This window comes from Pseudoalteromonas aquimarina, from assembly GCF_049257255.1.
In the GTDB taxonomy this organism is placed as follows: Bacteria; Pseudomonadota; Gammaproteobacteria; order Enterobacterales; family Alteromonadaceae; genus Pseudoalteromonas.
Window position 1 is genome coordinate 556,559 of the sequence record NZ_JBMMUG010000003.1, and the last position, 20,127, is coordinate 576,685.

At 38.3% G+C, this 20,127-nt stretch carries 22 protein-coding genes; 14 read left to right on the forward strand and 8 right to left on the reverse strand.

Annotated features, from left to right (window positions below):
- Positions 1 to 5 precede the first annotated feature (5 nt).
- The 11 genes from narH (at position 6) to AAEU29_RS10510 (ending at position 7,040) form a co-directional block, all read left to right on the forward strand.
- The gene (narH, locus tag AAEU29_RS10460) at positions 6 to 1,538 is read left to right on the forward strand and encodes a nitrate reductase subunit beta (RefSeq protein ID WP_421973273.1); all 1,533 of its coding nucleotides are present in this window, start codon (positions 6 to 8) and stop codon (positions 1,536 to 1,538) included.
- A gap of 3 nt (positions 1,539 to 1,541) precedes the next feature.
- A complete protein-coding gene (gene narJ, locus AAEU29_RS10465) occupies positions 1,542 to 2,279 on the forward strand; it encodes a nitrate reductase molybdenum cofactor assembly chaperone (protein WP_421973274.1) in 738 nt (245 codons plus the stop codon).
- An 11-nt stretch (positions 2,280 to 2,290) separates the two neighbouring features.
- On the forward strand, positions 2,291 to 3,001 hold the full coding sequence (gene narI / locus AAEU29_RS10470; protein WP_421973275.1) for a respiratory nitrate reductase subunit gamma: 711 nt from the start codon (positions 2,291 to 2,293) through the stop codon (positions 2,999 to 3,001).
- 77 nt (positions 3,002 to 3,078) lie between these two features.
- On the forward strand, positions 3,079 to 3,879 hold the full coding sequence (locus tag AAEU29_RS10475; RefSeq protein ID WP_421973276.1) for a peptidylprolyl isomerase: 801 nt from the start codon (positions 3,079 to 3,081) through the stop codon (positions 3,877 to 3,879).
- 12 nt (positions 3,880 to 3,891) lie between these two features.
- Positions 3,892 to 4,590 carry a carbonate dehydratase gene (can, locus tag AAEU29_RS10480; RefSeq protein ID WP_421973277.1) on the forward strand — a complete coding sequence of 233 codons (699 nt, stop codon included), beginning with the start codon at positions 3,892 to 3,894 and terminating at the stop codon, positions 4,588 to 4,590.
- 15 nt (positions 4,591 to 4,605) lie between these two features.
- The gene (locus tag AAEU29_RS10485) at positions 4,606 to 4,938 is read left to right on the forward strand and encodes a PM0253 family protein (protein WP_421973278.1); all 333 of its coding nucleotides are present in this window, start codon (positions 4,606 to 4,608) and stop codon (positions 4,936 to 4,938) included.
- A 135-nt stretch (positions 4,939 to 5,073) separates the two neighbouring features.
- The gene (locus AAEU29_RS10490) at positions 5,074 to 5,493 is read left to right on the forward strand and encodes a hypothetical protein (protein ID WP_421973279.1); all 420 of its coding nucleotides are present in this window, start codon (positions 5,074 to 5,076) and stop codon (positions 5,491 to 5,493) included.
- Between the two features lie 32 nt (positions 5,494 to 5,525).
- Positions 5,526 to 5,924: a hypothetical protein gene (locus AAEU29_RS10495; protein ID WP_421973280.1), complete on the forward strand. Its 399-nt coding sequence runs from the start codon at positions 5,526 to 5,528 to the stop codon at positions 5,922 to 5,924.
- 202 nt (positions 5,925 to 6,126) lie between these two features.
- Complete coding sequence (locus AAEU29_RS10500; RefSeq protein ID WP_421973281.1) at positions 6,127 to 6,315, forward strand: hypothetical protein; 189 nt, start codon at positions 6,127 to 6,129, stop codon at positions 6,313 to 6,315.
- A gap of 301 nt (positions 6,316 to 6,616) precedes the next feature.
- Complete coding sequence (locus tag AAEU29_RS10505) at positions 6,617 to 6,838, forward strand: hypothetical protein (protein ID WP_421973282.1); 222 nt, start codon at positions 6,617 to 6,619, stop codon at positions 6,836 to 6,838.
- Positions 6,831 to 7,040: a hypothetical protein gene (locus tag AAEU29_RS10510; RefSeq protein ID WP_421973283.1), complete on the forward strand. Its 210-nt coding sequence runs from the start codon at positions 6,831 to 6,833 to the stop codon at positions 7,038 to 7,040. Before AAEU29_RS10505 ends, AAEU29_RS10510 begins: the two co-directional genes overlap by 8 nt.
- Positions 7,041 to 7,108: 68 nt before the next feature.
- Here AAEU29_RS10510 and AAEU29_RS10515 read toward each other — a convergent pair whose 3' ends face one another.
- From AAEU29_RS10515 to AAEU29_RS10535, 5 genes are all read right to left on the reverse strand, one after another.
- Complete coding sequence (locus tag AAEU29_RS10515) at positions 7,109 to 7,951, reverse strand: hypothetical protein (RefSeq protein ID WP_421973284.1); 843 nt, start codon at positions 7,949 to 7,951, stop codon at positions 7,109 to 7,111.
- Positions 7,952 to 8,280: 329 nt separating this feature from the next.
- Positions 8,281 to 8,832 (reverse strand): hypothetical protein, encoded by a 552-nt coding sequence (locus AAEU29_RS10520; protein WP_421973285.1) that lies wholly within the window; start codon positions 8,830 to 8,832, stop codon positions 8,281 to 8,283.
- A gap of 591 nt (positions 8,833 to 9,423) precedes the next feature.
- Positions 9,424 to 10,677, reverse strand: coding sequence for a site-specific integrase (locus tag AAEU29_RS10525; protein ID WP_421973286.1), 1,254 nt, complete (start codon positions 10,675 to 10,677; stop codon positions 9,424 to 9,426).
- Positions 10,678 to 10,776: 99 nt separating this feature from the next.
- Positions 10,777 to 12,198, reverse strand: a complete 1,422-nt coding sequence (locus AAEU29_RS10530) for a hypothetical protein (protein ID WP_421973287.1) — start codon at positions 12,196 to 12,198, stop codon at positions 10,777 to 10,779.
- Positions 12,198 to 12,449: an excisionase gene (locus tag AAEU29_RS10535; RefSeq protein WP_421973288.1), complete on the reverse strand. Its 252-nt coding sequence runs from the start codon at positions 12,447 to 12,449 to the stop codon at positions 12,198 to 12,200. Before AAEU29_RS10535 ends, AAEU29_RS10530 begins: the two co-directional genes overlap by 1 nt.
- A gap of 542 nt (positions 12,450 to 12,991) precedes the next feature.
- Here AAEU29_RS10535 and AAEU29_RS10540 point away from each other — a divergent pair.
- A complete protein-coding gene (locus tag AAEU29_RS10540) occupies positions 12,992 to 13,477 on the forward strand; it encodes a low molecular weight protein-tyrosine-phosphatase (protein ID WP_421973289.1) in 486 nt (161 codons plus the stop codon).
- A gap of 85 nt (positions 13,478 to 13,562) precedes the next feature.
- Here the strand turns inward: AAEU29_RS10540 and AAEU29_RS10545 are convergent, their stop codons facing one another.
- Positions 13,563 to 14,582 (reverse strand): sensor domain-containing diguanylate cyclase, encoded by a 1,020-nt coding sequence (locus AAEU29_RS10545; RefSeq protein WP_421973290.1) that lies wholly within the window; start codon positions 14,580 to 14,582, stop codon positions 13,563 to 13,565.
- A gap of 233 nt (positions 14,583 to 14,815) precedes the next feature.
- Here AAEU29_RS10545 and AAEU29_RS10550 point away from each other — a divergent pair, with 233 nt between their 5' ends.
- Together AAEU29_RS10550 and AAEU29_RS10555 are read left to right on the forward strand one after the other, a co-directional pair.
- Positions 14,816 to 15,763, forward strand: a complete 948-nt coding sequence (locus tag AAEU29_RS10550; protein ID WP_421973291.1) for a polyprenyl-phosphate transporter — start codon at positions 14,816 to 14,818, stop codon at positions 15,761 to 15,763.
- A gap of 146 nt (positions 15,764 to 15,909) precedes the next feature.
- Positions 15,910 to 16,122, forward strand: coding sequence for a hypothetical protein (locus AAEU29_RS10555; protein WP_421973292.1), 213 nt, complete (start codon positions 15,910 to 15,912; stop codon positions 16,120 to 16,122).
- A 62-nt stretch (positions 16,123 to 16,184) separates the two neighbouring features.
- On the opposite strand, the gene AAEU29_RS10560 is transcribed toward AAEU29_RS10555, so the two are convergent.
- Complete coding sequence (locus tag AAEU29_RS10560; protein ID WP_421973293.1) at positions 16,185 to 19,148, reverse strand: TonB-dependent receptor; 2,964 nt, start codon at positions 19,146 to 19,148, stop codon at positions 16,185 to 16,187.
- Between the two features lie 331 nt (positions 19,149 to 19,479).
- A complete protein-coding gene (locus AAEU29_RS10565) occupies positions 19,480 to 20,124 on the reverse strand; it encodes an NAD(P)H-binding protein (protein WP_421973294.1) in 645 nt (214 codons plus the stop codon).
- Between the last annotated feature and the right edge of the window lie 3 nt (positions 20,125 to 20,127).

Genomic DNA, 20,127 nt, shown 5'->3' on the forward strand with positions numbered 1-20,127 from the left:
ATGAGATGAAAGTAAGAGCGCAAATAGGTATGGTGCTAAACCTTGATAAATGCATTGGTTGCCACACTTGTTCGATCACTTGTAAAAACGTTTGGACTTCACGTGAAGGCGTTGAGTACGCGTGGTTTAATAACGTAGAAAGTAAGCCGGGTATTGGTTATCCAAAAGAATGGGAAAACCAAGAAAAATGGAACGGTGGCTGGAAACGAAACACTAACGGCAAGATAGAGCCTCGCCAAGGGGGCAAACGTCGGATCTTAGCAAATATTTTTGCTAACCCAGACATGCCAGAAATTGATGACTACTACGAACCATTTGATTTTGATTACCAACATTTACATAAAGCGGGTGAAAGTAAGCACCAGCCAGTAGCGCGTCCGCGCTCACTGGTGAGTGGTCAGCGTATGGAAAAGATCAATTGGGGCCCAAACTGGGAAGAGATCTTAGGTACGGAATTTAAAGAACGTCGTAAAGATAAAAACTTTGAGCAAATTCAAGCAGATATCTACGGTCAATTTGAAAAGACCTTTATGATGTACTTACCTCGTTTATGTGAGCATTGTATCAACCCTGCATGTGTTGCATCGTGTCCAAGTGGTGCAATCTATAAGCGTGAAGAAGACGGTATCGTGCTAATTGACCAAGACAAGTGCCGAGGTTGGCGCATGTGTGTATCGGGTTGCCCATACAAGAAAATCTACTACAACTGGAAAACAGGTAAGTCAGAAAAATGTATCTTCTGTTATCCACGTATTGAATCAGGTCAGCCAACTGTGTGCTCTGAAACCTGTGTTGGACGCATTCGTTATCTTGGTGTGATGCTTTACGATGCCGATCGCATTGAAGAAGCAGCATCAGTGGCGAATGAACAAGATTTATATCAAGCGCAATGCGATATATTCCTTGATCCAAATGATCCCGAGGTACAACAAGCAGCGCGCCAAGAGGGTATTCCACAAGCGTGGTTAGATGCAGCGATTGAATCGCCCGTTTACAAAATGGCAATGGACTGGAAAGTGGCGTTACCGCTGCACCCTGAATACAGAACACTGCCAATGGTTTGGTACATTCCACCACTTTCGCCAATTCAAAGTGCAGCAGAAAGTGGCACAGTGGGCATGAACGGTGTGATCCCCGATCTGAAATCGTTACGCATTCCAGTGAAATATTTAGCGAACTTATTAACCGCCGGTGATGAAAAACCAGTGATAAAAGCGTTAGAACGGATGCTGGCAATGCGCGCTTTTAAACGTTCAGAGCAGGTTGATGGCGAGCTTGATCTCGAGGTTTTAAAGCAAGTGGGATTAACAGAGCATCAGGTACAGGATATGTATCAGATTATGGCATTGGCAAATTATGAAGATCGTTTTGTAATTCCAACGAGCCATAAGGCGTATGCTGCGGATGCCTATGATATGAAAAATAGCTGTGGCTTTAGTTTTGGTAATGGCTGTAGCACAGGTAATAACGACGGCAATATGTTTGGTGGTAAAAAACAAGCTGTACGTCAAGTTATACCAGTAGAAGTACAGGATTAAGTTATGAAAATTTTAAAACTCATTTCGTATTTACTGGATTACCCAGCAGATGATTTACCACTGCATAAGGGTTCTATGATTGATACTGTTACAACAGCAGAACACCTCAGTGAAAACGCAAAAACATTGTTAATTGATTTTATCGAGGCACGTTGTGGATCAGATATTCTCGATTGGCAGTCTGATTACGACGGCTTATTTGAACGCGGTCGCTCATTGTCATTGTTATTGTTTGAACACGTACATGGCGAAAGCCGTGACCGTGGTCAAGCGATGATTGACTTGCAGAACCAATATAAAGCAGCGGGTTTAGAAATAGGGGTAAGGGAATTACCCGATTATATCCCCTTATATCTTGAGTTTGCTTCAACGCAAGGCTCTGATAATGCAAAACATTGGTTGCAAGATGTGGCGCACATTATTGCGTTACTGGCGGCACGCCTCAAAAAACGAGAGAGCAACTATGCGAACTTGATGTTGGCACTATTGGATATCGCAGAGATCGACATTGATCTTACTGAGGTCGAAACCCAAATCGAAAACGAAAAACGTGACGACACCAAAGAAGCACTCGATAAAGTCTGGGAAGAAGAAGCGATTAGTTTTGGTGGTGATGCGGTCAATGGCGGCTGCCCAAGTAATGCGAATCGCCCTTCTGAAAGTCAACGTCGGGATCAAGATTTACCAATTAATTTTGTCGATGCCGCGCCTAACGCGCGCCCATCGCAACCACTTCATTAAGGGGAAACAGTATGGAATACATTAACACCTTGTTGTTTGGTATTTACCCTTTCATTGCACTGGCTATATTTGTGTTAGGTAGTTTAGTGCGTTATGACAAAGAGCAATACACTTGGAAAACAGGTTCGAGTCAATTACTCGAAAGCAAAGAGCTTAAACGTGGTTCTCGCGCCTTTCATATCGGCATTATTATGATATTGCTTGGTCATGCGGTGGGTTTATTAACACCACACCAAGTTTGGGATGTGTTGGGTATTAGTGCAGCGTTTAAACAAGTTGTTGCGATGTCTGTGGGTGGTTTTTTTGGCTTAATTTGTTTATACGGCTTATTAATACTTGTTAAACGTCGTTTAAATAATCCGCGCATTCGCGCAACTAGCAGCACCATGGACATTGTAATTCTATTGACTATTTTAGTTCAGCTTGTTTTGGGTTTGATTAGTATTTTGTTCTCGTTCTCACATTTAGATGGCAGTGAAATGTTACTGATGATGGGTTGGGCACAAAATATTGTAACTTTCGATATTACTGAAGCTGCCGCTTATATTGCACCAGTGGGCTTTATTTATAAGCTACATATCTTTTTGGGCATGACATTAATTGCAATGTTCCCATTTAGCCGATTAGTTCATGTTTGGAGCGTACCTGTTCGTTATTTCCGCCGCAACTATCAAGTTGTAAGAGAAAAGCAAAGCGAACAAGTAACGAAAGAAACAATATAACCCTTTTCCGGTAGTCCAGGGCGGCCGCAGTCTGGTCGCCTTTTTCCGAGGCAATTTGATACACATAAAGGTCTGTAATGAGTTTAACAAATACCCCGAGTGTAACGGTAAATGACATCGTTATCTCGCCCGCTCAAATCGATGCTGAAATGCAATATCACCCTGCAGAATCACGCCGTGAAGCCATGATTAAAGCCACTGAATCCTTAATCATTGGACAATTATTGAAACAACGTGCAGCTGATCTTAATCTAACTATCGATATGGCACGTTTTTCAAATGAAGCGCAAGCGGATGATGCGCTATTAAGCCTACTTATTGAAAAAGAAGTTGATATTCCTAAAGCAAGCAAAGCAGAGTGCGAACATTTTTATCAACAGAATAAAACAAAGTTTATCAGTGCCCCATTACTCGAGGTAGACCATATTTTAATAGCCAGTGCACCCGAAGATTTGGAAGGTCGCGAGCATTCCAAACAATTAGCGCAACAGCTTATTGAACAACTCGTGCAGCAACCAGACCAATTTGCTTATTTGGCACGTCAGTATTCTGCTTGTCCATCCAAGGAAACCAGCGGTAACTTAGGGCAAATTAGCAGTGGTCAAACTGTAGCTGAGTTTGAAAAGGCCATTTTTGCGGCATCTGAGGGGCTAATTAACTACCCGGTTGAATCACGGTTTGGTCATCATATTGTCTTTGTCAGACGCAAAGTCGACGGTAAGCAATTACCCTACGATTTGGTCGCAAAGGAGATAGAAACGTACCTGAATAACAAAGTAGAACATAAAGCAATTGCCCAATACATTCAGATTTTGATAGGTGAGGCGACAATCGATGGTTTTGCTTTTGATCAGCAAAACTCACCCCTTGTGCAATAAAGAGAGTTATTTATGTATGGGTTAGATAAATTATTTACAAATAATGAACAATGGGTGAGTAATTGTACTGCAGATAATCCGGAGTTTTTCCATGATTTAGCTTCGCAACAAACACCCGAATATTTATGGATTGGTTGTGCAGATTCTCGCGTACCTGCTAACCAAATAGTCGGTTTGAAACCCGGTGAGCTATTTGTCCATCGCAATATTGCCAATCTGGTGCACAATATGGATTACAACTGCATGTCAGTGGTGCAATACGCGGTTGAAGTTTTGAAAGTAAAACATATCATAGTTACTGGGCACTATGGTTGTGGTGGTGTTCAAGCAGCAATGGACGACCAAGAACATGGACTTGTTGATAATTGGCTCCGTTCTATTAAAGATGTATATACACAACATCGAGAAGAAGTTGAACGTTTGCGTTTTCGTGAGCAACGTATCAACCGTCTTTGTGAGCTTAATGTGATTGAACAAGTAAAAAACCTGTCAAAAAGCAAAATTCTATTACATGCTTGGCAGCGTCAACAAGATGTGAGTATTCACGGTATGATCTATAGCATTTGTGATGGTCGTTTGAAAAACCTTAATGTCAGCGTGAATAGTGCTGAGCATATTGATAGATTATATAATTTAAAAGCAACTACACGAGAAAATCGCCCTGAAGTTCAAGCCGTGCAATCCTGTGCTGTCGGCGATGAAACAATATAAAACGTTAGCGACTTGATGAACCCGTTTATTGCGAAATGGAGTGCTGAAGGCCATACCTTATGTTTGGGTCACTGGCAAATAAGCTATAAAGGTTTGCCAATTGCATTGCCGGAAAAACAAAAAGTAAATGATATGGGGACATATGGTGTATATGACCCCATTTTTGATAATGACCCTGAGTTTTCTGAAGGATTGGAAGAAGACGATTGGATTCTCGCTAATCTCGATTGGCTTTCTAAGGTATTCTTTAAACATAAGATCCCCTGTGATGAAGCTCATTGTCGCTGGTTTTATCAAGCGGTAGATAAAGCTGACTGGCGTTGTGGTAGCTGCGGTGGATGTATGTAATATATTTAATATTTTACCTTGGCATTGTGTTCATAAGATTCAAATCGAATTTATGTATTTAAAACATTCTAATTACAACCTGTTACAGGTTGGGAAAACAATCTCGAGAGTCATCATTTTTTTCATGAAAAATACATGCTAAATGTTTTTGATACTGTAGGAATGGAGGCCGATAATATTTCAAAATGGCAAAGTGAAATAGATACTTTCGTAGAAAGTAAGCATGATAAAAATGATGTAATAGAAAATCAATTACACGGGGTTTTCTACATTGTAAATGCGGCTAGTTCACGTATAGAGCCTTTCGAAGAAGACATAATTATAAAGTTTTCTAAAAAACATAACTTACCTGTGACAGTGGTATTTACTAATTCAGATAACGCTGATAAAAATCAGTTGTTAGAAATGAAAAAAATACTAAGTATCTTTTCGCCGATAGAAGTATGCTCGATCGCTGTAAAAAAAGAGGTGGCCACTCAAAACAATATGGGCGAGACTAAGTTCTTAATCACTTTATTGGTCAATTTAACTCAATTTTTACACGAAGAGCTTTAGGAAACTCGATATATAGAATGAATGAAACCTTCATGAACCTTCGAGATGAATTGCATAAAGGGATAGATAAATCTGAATTAAGTGCTTTTAATTTGAGTAAAATTGATGACCTAGACTTTGATGAACTATGTGATACAGATACAATTAATTCTAGTTTTGAACAGTTGTCACCTATTTTAGATTTTCTAGATGATTTAGGTGTTATTGATGGATATGAAATGCAAGAAAAAATTGATTCCTCCCTTCAATCAGCATTTGATAATTTTGATGAAAAACTTCAAGCAAATTTCGATAAAATCGAAGAGAAAATGGACAATGGTGAATATTTTGGAGTGTTGAAAGATTTAGCTTCATTGGGAGTTAAAGTACTTAGAATCAAAACAACGATGAAACAATTAGTTGACGATATAATAACTGATGCTTTAGCCTGAGTTACAAAAGATATAAATACTATACTTCGCCAAATTGTTTCACCAGCTCATGACGGGGGAACGGACATAGAACATACAATGAGCATGAGTATCGCTTGCAGCATTGCTATCCGATCAATGTTTTAATCACAAGCTTGCAAACCCCACATTTAAACGGTGAATGTTAATTTAATGACATTCACCGTTTTTATTTGGAGATAACATGGCATTTCGACCTAACCCAGTAAAGTTAAGTTGTACTCAATGTAATTGGCATAAAATTATCGCCCCCAAAAGTGATGTTGTGCCAAACGACTATTTTTTGGATGAGTGCCCTAAATGTGATGGCGAGCTACAGCGCAAGCCATTAAATAACTTATTTAGCAGTTTAATACGTTTGTTAAACAGTTAGTTCTCTTTGCATCGTCCTATTTAAATATGTAAGCCACTACTATTGATATTTTAGATATCAAATCTCGTTCATCAACCTTAAAAATGTCACCTCGCTAGCTACAGCGAAACTTACTCAGAAGGAGGCTGAAGTAGCTTTTGGCCTGTTTTTGTAAACTCTAAAATGAGTTTGTAATAACGATGGATATTGACAGAGTTCAATGATTAGGACACCTGAAAACAGGCTCATTTGAGCCTGTTTTCTTATTTTTACCCCATGGCAACCCTAGTTGTTAATGCAAGACATAACAATAGGAGATTGCATGAAAGGTTTAATTAAACAGAAACTAACTGAATTAGCAGGGATATTTGCTAAAGCATTCAAAGTTGCAGGCGACCTTGTCATAATCGTTGGTGCGTTAGGCGATTTAAATAACGACTTGCGGGTCATTTATTTAAAAGATGCTGTGTTGGTATCACTTTGTTTGTATACGCTGGCATTAGCGCTGTATGTACTCGATATGAGGTTAAATCCAGATGAGTAAATTACAAAACTATTTATTGGATGAGCTCTATCGCATTACACGCTTTCTGGGATTATTCGGGTGTTTACTGGGTATGTTAAGCGTATTTGATGTAATCACTTTGCATAATAATTTCCCGCTAAATAACTGGGAGCTTATTGAGTTATCAATACTGATTTATATAACGGGTTTATTAGTAAAACTAACAAAAAAGCCAGACTAATTTTAAATACTAGCCCACAAACGTGGGCTTTTTTACGTGATGATTTTTAGTAATGATATCGATGTGGTTTATTGATAAAACAACTCATTTATCTCATTACAGAACTTAGTACGATAGATGATATTAGTTTGTAAAAGCGCAGCATCTTCATCACTTAAATAGTCTTTTTTATACTTACTTTGGCTGGCAGAGGTTAATTCATCAATTATTTGGTTATTAAGACGTTTTGCATCATTTAATATGTCGAGCGAATGCGATACTAAAAACACCTTGCTGTAATAACCCGCTTTTATCGCACTTAAGTATTTAAGCAGGATTTGGCGGCGGGTAGTTTTGTTTTTAAATGAGTGTTCAACTTCGATGGCAACGAACGCACCATCAGACTCTTGCACCAGCCCATCAATGTTACGCACGTCTTTATTGGTAATGTGTTTAAACTCTTTTTCAGTCACAAATCCTTGCCAAAAAGGGGAGTAGCTTTCATCTGTTTGCCAGTTGTGAATACCCCTCATTAACACAAATGCATTAATTAAATCATGCATTACGGTGTTGTGGTTAAAGGAGAGTTGCGGGTTAGTTTTAGAGCGAAAATAAGTTTGAATGCCCGTTAACTGCTCCGTATATTTTGCAGCAGAATAGGTAGGTACATAAATACGGCCATCGTTCGAACGGTGGGTTTTAACAAGCAGTAATAAACCTTCTTTTACGAGTTTATTTAAATGCTCAAGTGCATGATGCCTACTGGTTTGATATAACCTGCTAACGAGTGTTGGCGAGATAATACCGAACCTAACGGCAATTATAGCGGTAAGCTTTCGGCGATTTAAGCCAGTAACAAGGTTGTTTGCACCAGGGCGATAAAACATATCGACAGAGAGGTAGCGATTAAAATTGTTTGTAGGATTTTTCATATTTAATTACTCATTTTATTAATGGAGTAATTACTTAGATTTAACGCATGCAAAATAGCGATGTTCATCGCACTAAATTTAAGAAAATACAAAATAGAAGCGGGTACATTCGTCAATATACCCGCTTTTAGAAATTATTAGCTCGTATTCATGGTTTTAACTCTTAATCAAAATAAAATGTGAGTGCACTCTTCGGATCTCAACACCTCTGGCAAACAATCCATATATCGAACAGCGCTGGCTTATAAATTATGCGCGCACCAGTTGTTCGTCGCCTGTACTTCGGTGAATTTATCTTATGCAATGATTACAAATAGCAAAAACTTTGATTAAGCCGTTTTTTGCACCCAATGCTTTTTATTGCTGGGTGAGCGAATGATTTTATTTGCTTTGTTTAACGAGGTAATAGCGCGACAAAACTCAGCTTTAGTTAACCCTAATTGCTTTTGTAATTTATCGTTTAAGGGCCTTGGTTGATGTAATGCCTCAAACACAAGCTCGACATGTGTTTTTGGTTGAATAGGCACAACAGTGTCGTCTTTAGTCTTTATGATGCTTGTCTTTGCGCCAAATAATGCACACTGAAACTCAAACGCATCAATCAGGCTTGTGTCATTCGTGTATAAACAAAATTCAACGTTTTTAACGTGTGATTTTGGTATTGAGGCGAGAATACGCGATAAGTAAGCGATGATGTAAAAATCAGCTTGATTAGACGAACTCGGGTAATCTGATAAGCACAAAAATAGTTGCTGTTCGCATACGCGTTTAATGCTTTCAACCTTTGAGAAAACAAACACTTTATCAATAATTGTGGCGTTTACTTTTTCAAGCTCTTTAAGGCCAATATTTTCGGCATCAACAAAAATCATCTTCATCATAAAATCCTTTTACACCATGTTGAATTTTGATTATTCAATACTTGAAAGTAGCAGTCAAACACACCAACTAGCAATATTCATTGCTAGTTACTACAAAATTAGGCTCGATATAATTCTCATAATCACTGTGTGATGAAAATAGCCTTCGGCTAATAGTCTCATTGCGTTGCAACTCAACTATAAGCACTTTAACCACTCGTCATTGCTGGGTTTTGCTACGCAAAGCAATGACTCTGCGTGCTCCGCACTGGGCGCTTAAAGTGCTCGCGCTATCTACCGAGCTACGCTCTGTAGTACCCGCCTTTCCGCCCGTTTTTAATTGTGGCTGTTTTTACAAAACGTTTAGCCACTATTAACGTGCTGCTTTCTAACGAAAGCCTTGGTTCGCTTTCGAGTTTTACAAACTCTTAGCGAATTTTGCTGAAGGCAAAACGAAAATGCGGGTACTACAGACCAGCTGTAGATAGCGCGTTGGCTTCATTTGATTTGTCATGCTGACAACTAAAATTACGCGCTTGTTGGCATCATGCTGATGCGCTTTTATTGCATTTTGCTTGCAGCAATATGATGTTTTTGTTCTTTCAGAAGGCGCTATATTTTGACTATTTGCCAATCTGAGCCGCGTAAGTCGTTGTAAGCGTCTGTCATTTTTTGTTCGCTATGGCCGCATAGTAGGCGTGTATCTATGCCTTGCTCACGGTATAACCGCTCAGATAAAGATCTTATTTCATGAAAGCTTGCAGGTGTGCAGGTCCATTTAATACCTGTTTTATCGCGGGCATTTTTAAAATGACGAGTTAAAAGAATAGGGCTTACTGCATCACCTATTTTAGCTTTACTTCTACAGGCTGTGTGATGTAACACAAAGTCACTTTTAATATTGTGATGCGTTAATTTAATGACATCATGTATTGATTGATCAATTACGTTTAACTTAAGAGCTAAAGGTATTTTTAAAAGCTTGCCAGTTTTTAATTGAAAAACATATAAATAGTCGTTTTCGATATAGGAGTAGGGAGCAAATTTAACTAATTTTTGAAATGAGTCGCCAGCATCGCTGGTATCGATAAAGTGATTTGGGTTTTCTTTATATTTATTGAGACGCTCCTCCCAATCGCTACCTTTAAATTTTCTTAGAAGGCATAGGTCAGTTCTTCGCTGCGCGGTTACTAGAGCTAAAAGACTCGCTAATTTGAACGGCTCGTAATCAAATTGAGCTGAGATTTGCTCAAATTGCGATAGTGATAAACGAGATTTTGTGACTTTAGCAACTGGCTTTTTAGTTGTTTTTGCTGGGTTAAACATAGATTCCACTTCGCCAGCTTGTGCAGCTTCTGTAAATATGTCGATATACACACTCCGTACAGCTTGCGCTGAACGCACTTTACCTTCTTTTATGTAAGTATCCAAAAATGCTTTAACTAACTTAGTGTTGATGGTTTCAAGCTTATATTTACCATGTGCTTTATTAATTCGGTTAATTAATCCGCGGCGAACTTTCCAAGTATTCGGTTTTAAAGCACCTGATTTCAGTTTTTCTTCTTGTATAGCTGTGTATTGACTGAGCCATGAACTCAGTTTAATGTTTTTGTTACTTTTCTTGGTGTTAAGAATCGATTTTACTTTTTCATCAGCAATTAAGGGAATAATCGATGCATTAAGCTGCATCGCTATATTTTTAGCTAGATTAATATCACTGCCCAGACTGCGAAATTGTTTTATGTTCGTAAAAAGCTTATTACCAAACCTAGGATCTCGATATTGGCAACTAAACCCTGTTTTACTTCTAGCATCATGCTTTACATAAAAGTTATCAATACCGTGTTGGTTTAATGTGTTACGCATAAAATATTTAGGTTTAATTGTTCAGCTAAGTATTTAATTTTCCTCACTTATATGATAAAAGTCATGAATATGTTTTACACTTGTAAAAGAATTCTTGGCTCAAGCTATTGCACTACTTGTTGTGCGCTTGCTTAAATATGTTTCCGTTGATTTGCTTAAATGTGTATGTCCGAGTGATTCAGCTGTGCCTTTACTGGCGCATTGTGCATTCATTATTTCATAAGTAACTGAGCCTTTTTTATTTTCAGGTTTGACCAAACTATTGCCTTTGTGTTTATTCAATAGACGAGCACTTAGACTTCGTATTTCGTATAAAGAAGGTTGCACGCCTGAAAGCCACTTTTCATTTAGTTTAGTGACTTGCTTTCTAAAGTTATTAGCTGCGGCTTTGGGCGAGATTGGATCTCCTGCTTTAGCTCTACCACGATTTTTCTGATGACATAAAACAAAATTTGATTGTAAGGGCAAATCCTCTTTAACTTTTTCAATTAATTCGCCGACTGTAAGAGAATGCTCAGTTAATTTGTGAGAAAAAGGTACGTTACGAAAACTGCCAGTTTTAGATTGGAAAATATGAACAACTTCGTTTTCATCGTCAATATACGAGTATGGCAGGATTTTAACTGAATCTGAAAATGTTTTAGGCTTATAGTTTTGGCTGAACGATTGTTCGAAGTCAGCGAGTCTGTTCTCTAGGTCAATCCCTTTTTTTGTTCGCATCAATGATAACTCGACGGGGCGCGTTTGAAGCGCAAGCGAGAGTTCATTGTAATGTTTGTACTCGACGACTTGGTCTGGCTTAGCTTGGATATTCTCAAAATGTGAGTGTTCAATTCTTGAACGTTTAACTCTTACTCGTATCGTTTCTAAATCATCTGTGGGAATTCTGTCATAAGTTAAAAAATTCTTACGTTTGCCAAACTTTAACAGTCGGTCATATGCTGATTTTAGTTTTTTGGCAGAAGCAGTTTTCCCATCCTTTTTTAAGCTCTCAATATGCGCATCTATGTTAGTTGTACAAAGTATTGATGGGGGTTGATTTCCCATGAAGCTTCTTATTTTATTGTAATGTGTTTTGTAACTTTTAACTGTATTCTCGGCTAAATCATTACTGTTGTCATATTCAATTAAGTAATCAATGATTATATTTATAGTTAGGTTTGTGTCGTTATAAAATACTTCCTGTTTAAGTGGCTCAACTAAATTAACCAATTGTTCTTCAGTTGGCGCAGTGTCGGTATTATCTGACATAAATTGCTTTCTCAACTGAATTATTTTATCTCGGCCAAGCTGTTCAATAATTTGTTCAGCTTTTTGAACAATTTCTTTAGCCATTTTTATAGCTTCTTTTCTTGAACTTCCGAGTGATAAGTTTCTTTTTGTACTCTCTGCAAAACCTGATATCCCATACAAAGGGTTATACATTTGATATGCTTCGCCACTTTTGCTTTTTTCAGAGTATTTTCCGAATACATTCGTTGGTAATCCGATAGATAAAGGACTAATTTTCTTTGCGGGCATTAATTAATTCTCTTACGGATGTTGGCGAAGTCGTTGTTGAGTTGCTTCATGATTTCTTGAGTGCAAAGCGACTTTGTAATTGGGGTCTTATGAATATAAGAAGCGTTTAAGCAGACCATATATTCGCGCCCATGTAATACGGGTTTAGGATAAATAAGTCCTTTTTTTACCCAAGCACGAACTCGTTGTGGTTTATATTCTTCAAGATAATTGTGCTCAAACCAGACTTTCAAAGTAACGAACTTGTTCATTATGTATTTCTCTAATTGATTAATCTTTTTCTATTAGAGAATATTTTTAAAAATTCACAAAGTTTACGTTAAGCAAAAAAATGCAGGAGTTTATTCAATAAAAACAAGTGATTACTGTGCTTTTAGGTGTTTTTTCTAATTTTTTTAAAATATTTTTCATTTATAAAACTGTTTGGATAAAATTTGTTCGCTTTTGGTCTTGCAAACCTTGGTAAATACTAACAATTGGTGCTGTACATTTTTTTATAAAAACAGTTCAGACTCATTTGAGAATGACAATATTGCCTAACCTAACTTATTTCAAAACTTCTATTTAACCCCCCATTACTAAACTTTTTGATGCCTCAAGATTAAAGCACTTTAATTTTAAATCAGCTTAATCACTATTTTGTAAATATAAACCGGTGGTTTATCGTTCATTTTGTCGCCGGAAATTCCCCAAGGATTCCCCAACGGTATTCCCCATAAAAAATGTAACCTATTGATAGCTAAAGATATGTTATGATAAGTGTATTAAGTGTCTAAAACTTGGGTAAGTTATTGTGATTAAAGGGAAAAATTTGCCTTCCAGGGTGCTAGTCGTATGCATGGGTAATATTTGTCGTTCGCCTACGGGTGAAGCAGTACTTAAAGCTAAGGCGAATGATGCAGGTGTTGCTTTAGAAGTGGATTCGGCAGGTACTATTGCTTATCACGCTGGGGAGCGCTCAGATCCGCGTTCTCGTGCTGCGGGTGAGGCGCGTGGTTATGATTTCTCGATGATCCGTGCGCGGCAAGTAACAGCAAATGATTTTGAATATTTTGATGAGATCCTTTGTGCGGATAAGCAAAACTTGGCGGACTTACAAGTGATATGTCCGAATCAATATCAAGACAAACTAAAGTTATATTTAAGTTACGGTGATATGGGCGTAAACGAAATACCCGACCCATATTATGGTGGTGAGCAAGGCTTTGAAACCGTGTTGGATTTGGTTGAAAATGCTAGTGATGCTTTTTTAAAATCACTCGATAACAAACAAGCGTGACTTAGCAGATTATTTAAAACAAATTAAGACAATTCTAAAAGGCACAAATCAGTTTGTGCCTTTTTTTTGCCTGCAAAGTAAAGGTTTACAGGGTAATTACACAATTTCGCCCTGCATCTTTTGCTTTGTATACCGCAACATCGGCTCTTTTGATGGTTTCTTCAATGGTATGCTCTAAGCCCATTTCAGCAACACCAAAACTTGCAGTCAGTTTAATAATCTTCTGCTCATGTTGAATCGACATGTTTTCAACTGACACACGCAATCGCTCGGCCAATAGCGATGCTTGTTTTTCTGTAGTGTATGGCAAAATGATTATAAACTCTTCGCCCCCATATCTACATAGAACATCCTCTAATCGCAATTGTGTTAAGCAGTTTTTTGCAAACTGTGCGAGTACAATATCGCCCGCTTCGTGACCAAATTCATCATTAACTTGTTTAAAGTGATCTAAATCGATCATTATCAGTGATAGTGGTGTTTGCAAACGATATTGCGAATTTTTAGCACTTTGAACCCGTTCGTTAAAATAGCGGCGATTTTTGAGACCTGTAAGGGTGTCTACAAATGCCATTTCTTTAAGTTGATTTTGAAGCTTTAGTGTTTCTAGCGCCATCAATCGTCTACTACAACTATCAGCGAGTGATTCAGCGTAAACTATATCCTCGTTAGTCCAAATATGATGATTTGCATAAGATTCGCAGCTCACCACGCCATGTGGTTTACCATTATGATAAATCACCGTATCGAGTAGCGCTCGTGAACAATTATTGTTGTGAATTTTCAACTCAATGGTGCGGTTATCGAGTTCGACATTGTTCGCGGCAACAGTATGCCCTAAAAGTATTTGTTCAAAATACACTGGGTATTGGTGTATTGCTAAGCTTTGACATAATTCATCTTGATTGTGGGTACTTGCAATACAGTTTAATTGGGTTGGTTTGTCTAAATCATTAACTAACCAAACGGATATTTTATCAACACAGAGAAAGTGTAAGCCTTCACTAAGCAGATCTTTTAACAGTTCATCAAAGCTTTCAGCAAACTCAATGCTATGAGAACTAACGCGACGCAACCTTTGGCGTGCTTGTTGAGGTGTCAACATACAACTACAGCCCTTTAAAAGTGTGCTTCCATTCACAGGAAAATAACTTTTTCACCAACTATAGTATTGCTTTTGGGTAATTATTGTTTGATGTAGCGCAATAAACCATCGTTATTAGAGCTAATAATCGATTTAACGTATTAGATAAGCTCCTCGTAATAAGTCGAGATAGTATTCTTAAACGACTTCCCCTAATATACGCCTAGTTTTTATTTAAGGAGAAAATTAAGGCTATGTCACAGCAAAAAGACACGCTGAGAGACTATGCTATGACCTTTTTGAAAGGTGCAGGTATGGGCGCAGCTGACGTAGTACCTGGCGTTTCGGGTGGTACCATTGCATTTATCACGGGGATTTACGAACGATTACTTACCGCCATACGCAGTGTTAATTTAACCGCATTTAAAGTATTAAAAGAGCAGGGTATCAAAGCGCTTTGGCAACATATTGACGGAAACTTTTTAGTTGCTGTTTTTAGTGGTTTGGCAATCAGTGCATTATCGCTTGCTAAAATAATTACTTATTTATTAGCACATCATCAAACCTTTGTTTGGTCTTTTTTCTTTGGATTGATTATTGCCTCATTTTTACATATTGCTAAACAGCTTGAGAAATGGGACATAAAAACAGTTTTAGCATGTATTTTAGGAACTGTGATTGCCTTTACCATTACCTCTTTAGCACCTGCAGAGGCTAATGCGAGCTGGTGGTATTATTTTGTAGCAGGTGCGATTGCTATTTGCGCCATGATTTTACCGGGTATTTCTGGCAGTTTTATTTTATTGTTACTTGGCATGTATGGTCATGTATTAGCTGCTGTAACATCATTAGATTTACCACTGATTGGCCTGTTTTTAGGCGGTTGTATTGTTGGCTTAATGACGTTTTCACACTTTTTAGGTTGGTTGTTAGCGCGCTTTAGAGACGTCACTTTTGCGTTATTGGCAGGGTTTTTATTTGGCTCACTAAATTTACTTTGGCCTTGGAAGCAAGTAGTCAGTACTTATACCAATTCTAAAGGTATTGAGAAGCCATTAAGCCAAACTAATATTGGCCCAGAAACTTATCAAATGGTGACAGGGCAAGATCCACAAACACTGATCTGTTTTGCTTTAGCAGTATTTGGCTTAGGCTTAATTTTAGCAATTGAAAAAATTACTGCAGATAAGCCAAAAGGCTAAATATTACAGTATCTTATAGAGTAAAGCCCGAGCTGTTGTCTCGGGTTTTTTATTGCTTAAATAACACTGGTTGAATAAAAAGTGTGCTAAATCGATTTTTTATGATACAAATTACTTGAACATAAAATAACCGTTAGTGAAGTATTATGTGTCGTAAAAATAAGTTAATAATGCGCGTGGTATTGAGCGAACTGATGACCAATCACCCAAAGCCAATTAAGCGCCATGAATTAGTTCTGTCGGGAGTGGCAGACAGCGATGTTGATACGGTAATCGATTATTTAACGCAAGAGAACTACATTAGCTGTGATGAACAAGGGCAACTTATTCTGTCCAGTGAGTTTGAACCTAATAGTTAACTGTTGTTTGATTTGTATAAAAAAGCCCGAAATTGTGTTTCGGGCTTTTTAGTATTTGCTTATTAGAAAGCGTAACGTGCTTCAAAGCGGAGGTAACGAGCACCTAAACGACCGGATGTCATACCCCAATTAGGGTTAACTTCTTGACCATTTGCGCCATCACGGGCATTTGCTTGCACAACCGATGTTTGTGTATCGAAGTTAAACAGGTTGAATGCTGTCGCTTTTAGCTCTAACGGGTTACCTGCCACTGAAATGTTGTACGCAAGGCTTAAATCAAACTCTTTTAACCAGTCAGTTTCGCCAAAAGTACCACGTGGCGCTGGGTTACCGTCTGCATCATAGAAAGACACATGATCATAACCGCGGCTATTACATTCATCCCATACCGAACCTTCAGCACAGCTATCTACACCCAGTGGGTGACGAGAGAATTTGCTGATTGGTACACCTGATGTGATACGCATATTAAAGCCAAGCACTAATTCATCCGTGATGTTGTAATAACCATTCATTTTGAATGAATGACGACGGTCATTAGGCAAATTACCTCTTGAGTGATCCATTAAATCTGCGTAGTCATATGAGGTTGTCCAGCCTGGATCAGCCTGGCCGTTATCAGTTCGCACTAAACCTTCTGTATTACCCCAGCTGTGTGACCAAGTGTATGACGCGTTATAGTGGAAATCACTGCCAATCGAGCCTGATAGGGTGTTTTCGATTGCGCCGTACTTACGCTCAGGATCAGGTAAACCGATGTAATCTGCTGGGATCACAATGCGCTCTGCAGTCCCATCGCCATTTGTATCGTAGAATATTTCTAAATCAGTGCCTGGGTTATTAAGGATATAAGCATAACCTGGGTCGCTATTGATACCATTTTCAGCAAACCATTTACGCATCACAGGTGCATAGTTGGTATCTTCAATTGATTCTTTTAGGTCACGGTAAATACCGCGAACACCATAAACTAGGTCGCCATCTAGAAATTCGCCTTGATAACCAATGGTGATTTCATCAGAGTACATGGCTTCTAAGTCTTGGCTAACAATCATGCCGGTATCAATTTCACCAGTTTGAACTACTTCTTCGCCAATATATGCGCCTGTACTTGGTGAACCATCAGGTAGTAATACAGATTGACCATTGCCATCCACTTCACCTACTTCGTAGTAATAACTAATATCACGACGCTGACCACCTTGTGTAATGTTCATATTTGCTGAAACAGGTTGGTAATAACGACCAAATGTTGCATACACCTTCGATGTACCATCACCTAAATCATAGATAGCTTGTAAACGAGGCGCGATTTGGTTATCCACATCAACATATTTTTCACCGGTTGAAACCGTGTTATAAACACTTGAATAACGTAAACCTAGGTTAAGCGTTAGTTGATCGGTAACTGTCCAAGTATCTTGAATATAAAATGCGGTTGAATTTACTTCTGAATCAGTAAAGTCAGTACGAACACGCTGTTCAATAAACGCTTCGCCTGCTGGATGGTCAACCGGGTTGCCATTCCATGCATACATTGGGTACCACCAACCAGCACGATCACCAACACCGTTCGGGCTATTTACGTAATCTACATCGATATTAACGTAATCGAAACCCACTTTGATATCGTGATCTTCTAACGTCCAGCTAAAGTCAGCACGTAATTGGTCACGAATAAATTCGCTTTCTGTGATTGAAGAAGCTGACTCTTGTGATAGCTTCACCCATCCACCTGTCAGTTGTGACCAAACCAGTGGATCAGAGCTGGTTGCTGAATTATAAGTTTTATCAACAGTGCGCCCTGCAACAACTTCAACTGACATATCGTCATTGATAATGCCTGAATAAGTTAAACCAAAAATATCACCGCCTGAGCGAGATTTGTAATCACTTAAATATTCACCAACTTCTTGTGTTTCCCAATCATTTGCATAAGTTTTACCTTTGCCTTTGTTGGTAAAGCCGATTGCAGTTGCTGTAAGTGAATGATCGTCAGTGATAAACCAGTCTACCGTTGCAAGGTAGCGATCTGATGTGCTCTCGCCAATATCAATGGTATTGCTGCCAGCTGCCTCATAATCGCTTTTTTGCGGTGCATAAACACCGTAGAAGAAAAGCGTATCTTCAATTAAAGCGCCACCTGCGGAGAATGAAAAACGTGTGAACGTGCTTTCATCTTGTTCGCTGTTTGAAAAGTAATTTCCTTCACGGTCAATCATATTTTTATGATGTGAACGTGTCGCTTCTGGGTCAATACGTGCGTATGCTTCGAATTCCCAATCGTTACTACCTGATTTTGAAATAGCATTAACAATGCCGCCTAAAGCACCGCCAAATTTAGGGTCAATGCCACCCGTCATTACTTCAGTTTGCTCAACACCTTCCCAAGGCAGGTTAATTGAACCGATACCCGTTTTGATATTGGTAATGTTAATACCATTTAAGTAATACGCATTTTCTGCAGAAGAGCTACCACCAATACTGGCAGCGCCAAACTCACCGTTACTTACAACACCAGGAGAAAGTAGAGCAATGGCTTCAAAACCTGTTTCAACTGGTAATCGTTTCAACTCAGCTTGTGTTACAACAATACCACCTGTAGATGATTCCATATCCACACGGGCAATTCTGCTGCCAGTGATTTCAATGGTTTCCATATTTGTACCAACAGAGTACATGGTATTGTTAAATACTACTGAACCACCTACCGTAACTAAGATGTCTTGCTCTAATACTTGCTCATAACCTTCTTTTTCAATAGTAAGTGTGTACTCACCAATCGGAAGTTTACGAAGTGTATAACTACCATCATCTGATGTAGTAATTGAGCGAGTAACACCTTTGGTTTTATGTTTAAGCGTTACAGTAGCGTTTGCGAGTTGTTGCTGATCAGCGCTTGATACCACGCCTTTTACAGTACCGTTAAAGGTATCGTTGGCTAAAGCAGGTAAACTAACAGCCATTGCAGATGCTACAGCAAGTGCGCAAGCAGAGCGTTTAAGTATGTTGCTTGTTTTTATCATTATTGCATATCCTGATTGATTTATCGGTATAATGTATACAGTATGTAAATTCATGTTACAGAACGAGTTGCCGATTGTAAATATTGTATACATTATAATTTATTCTTAATCGGATAAGACTTTGTTATGAATAATTCCAAATTAGAGGTTGCCAAGTTAACTTATTGAATAGTATGTGTTTTTAAAGGTTGTGAAGGAAGGGCTATAGATTATTTTTAATAATTAAAAACGTATTTATAGTGCAGAAAATAAAATAAATTGTGTTTTCTGCACTAATTTGAATTTGGTTTATATTGAGTTTTACGCAATTAAAGCATGTGGTTAGTTATTACTAATTAAACAGTTCATCTAACGTATAAATGGCTTGGTGCTCTGTTTGATTTTGATAAACATCAACTAGTTTATGTGCTACCTGCTGCCCAGAAATTGGCCTGTATCGTTTTAACCAAGGAAGCTTACAAAGTATTGGTAAAATTACACTTGCGAGAGTTTCCATTACTCTAAACTCTTGCCGTTTACCAAGTAGTAATGACGGTTGTAAAATTGATATGCGTTTAAAACAAAGTGCTTTTACTTTTTCTTCAAGCTCACCTTTCATTTTAAGGTAAGGGCTGCGGCTTTTGCTATTTGCACCGCTAGAAGAGACGAGTAAGTAATCTTGTATATTGTTATTAGCTGCCATTTCGGCAATTAAATATTGGTAATTTAGGTCAACTCTTCGCTGCGCATCAATTGTTTTAGCTTTCTTTTTAGTAGTACCTAGGCATGAAAAAAGCACGTGACCTTTAAGTAAATGGCTGTGCTCTGCTAACTTTTCAAAATCAACAATGTGGCATTTTAGTTTTGCATGGTTAAAAGTGAGTTCTCTTCTTGCGATTACAACGACTTCTGAAATGTCATTTGTTTTACAGAGTAATTTAACAAGCTCATTGCCAACCAAGCCTGTTGCACCAATAACGATTGCTTTTTTTGACATTAA

Coding starts and splice junctions, on each gene's coding strand:
- AAEU29_RS10495 (WP_421973280.1), top strand. CDS start 5,526: ATGAACCTTCGAGATGAATTGCATAAAGGGATAGATAAATCTGAATTA.
- AAEU29_RS10515 (WP_421973284.1), bottom strand. CDS start 7,951: ATGAAAAATCCTACAAACAATTTTAATCGCTACCTCTCTGTCGATATG.
- AAEU29_RS10545 (WP_421973290.1), bottom strand. CDS start 14,582: ATGTTGACACCTCAACAAGCACGCCAAAGGTTGCGTCGCGTTAGTTCT.
- narH (WP_421973273.1), top strand. CDS start 6: ATGAAAGTAAGAGCGCAAATAGGTATGGTGCTAAACCTTGATAAATGC.
- AAEU29_RS10490 (WP_421973279.1), top strand. CDS start 5,074: ATGCTAAATGTTTTTGATACTGTAGGAATGGAGGCCGATAATATTTCA.
- AAEU29_RS10550 (WP_421973291.1), top strand. CDS start 14,816: ATGTCACAGCAAAAAGACACGCTGAGAGACTATGCTATGACCTTTTTG.
- AAEU29_RS10535 (WP_421973288.1), bottom strand. CDS start 12,449: ATGAACAAGTTCGTTACTTTGAAAGTCTGGTTTGAGCACAATTATCTT.
- AAEU29_RS10485 (WP_421973278.1), top strand. CDS start 4,606: ATGAACCCGTTTATTGCGAAATGGAGTGCTGAAGGCCATACCTTATGT.
- AAEU29_RS10500 (WP_421973281.1), top strand. CDS start 6,127: ATGGCATTTCGACCTAACCCAGTAAAGTTAAGTTGTACTCAATGTAAT.
- narI (WP_421973275.1), top strand. CDS start 2,291: ATGGAATACATTAACACCTTGTTGTTTGGTATTTACCCTTTCATTGCA.
- AAEU29_RS10505 (WP_421973282.1), top strand. CDS start 6,617: ATGAAAGGTTTAATTAAACAGAAACTAACTGAATTAGCAGGGATATTT.
- AAEU29_RS10565 (WP_421973294.1), bottom strand. CDS start 20,124: ATGTCAAAAAAAGCAATCGTTATTGGTGCAACAGGCTTGGTTGGCAAT.
- AAEU29_RS10530 (WP_421973287.1), bottom strand. CDS start 12,198: ATGCCCGCAAAGAAAATTAGTCCTTTATCTATCGGATTACCAACGAAT.
- AAEU29_RS10555 (WP_421973292.1), top strand. CDS start 15,910: ATGTGTCGTAAAAATAAGTTAATAATGCGCGTGGTATTGAGCGAACTG.
- AAEU29_RS10520 (WP_421973285.1), bottom strand. CDS start 8,832: ATGATGAAGATGATTTTTGTTGATGCCGAAAATATTGGCCTTAAAGAG.
- narJ (WP_421973274.1), top strand. CDS start 1,542: ATGAAAATTTTAAAACTCATTTCGTATTTACTGGATTACCCAGCAGAT.
- AAEU29_RS10525 (WP_421973286.1), bottom strand. CDS start 10,677: ATGCGTAACACATTAAACCAACACGGTATTGATAACTTTTATGTAAAG.
- AAEU29_RS10475 (WP_421973276.1), top strand. CDS start 3,079: ATGAGTTTAACAAATACCCCGAGTGTAACGGTAAATGACATCGTTATC.
- can (WP_421973277.1), top strand. CDS start 3,892: ATGTATGGGTTAGATAAATTATTTACAAATAATGAACAATGGGTGAGT.
- AAEU29_RS10510 (WP_421973283.1), top strand. CDS start 6,831: ATGAGTAAATTACAAAACTATTTATTGGATGAGCTCTATCGCATTACA.
- AAEU29_RS10560 (WP_421973293.1), bottom strand. CDS start 19,148: ATGATAAAAACAAGCAACATACTTAAACGCTCTGCTTGCGCACTTGCT.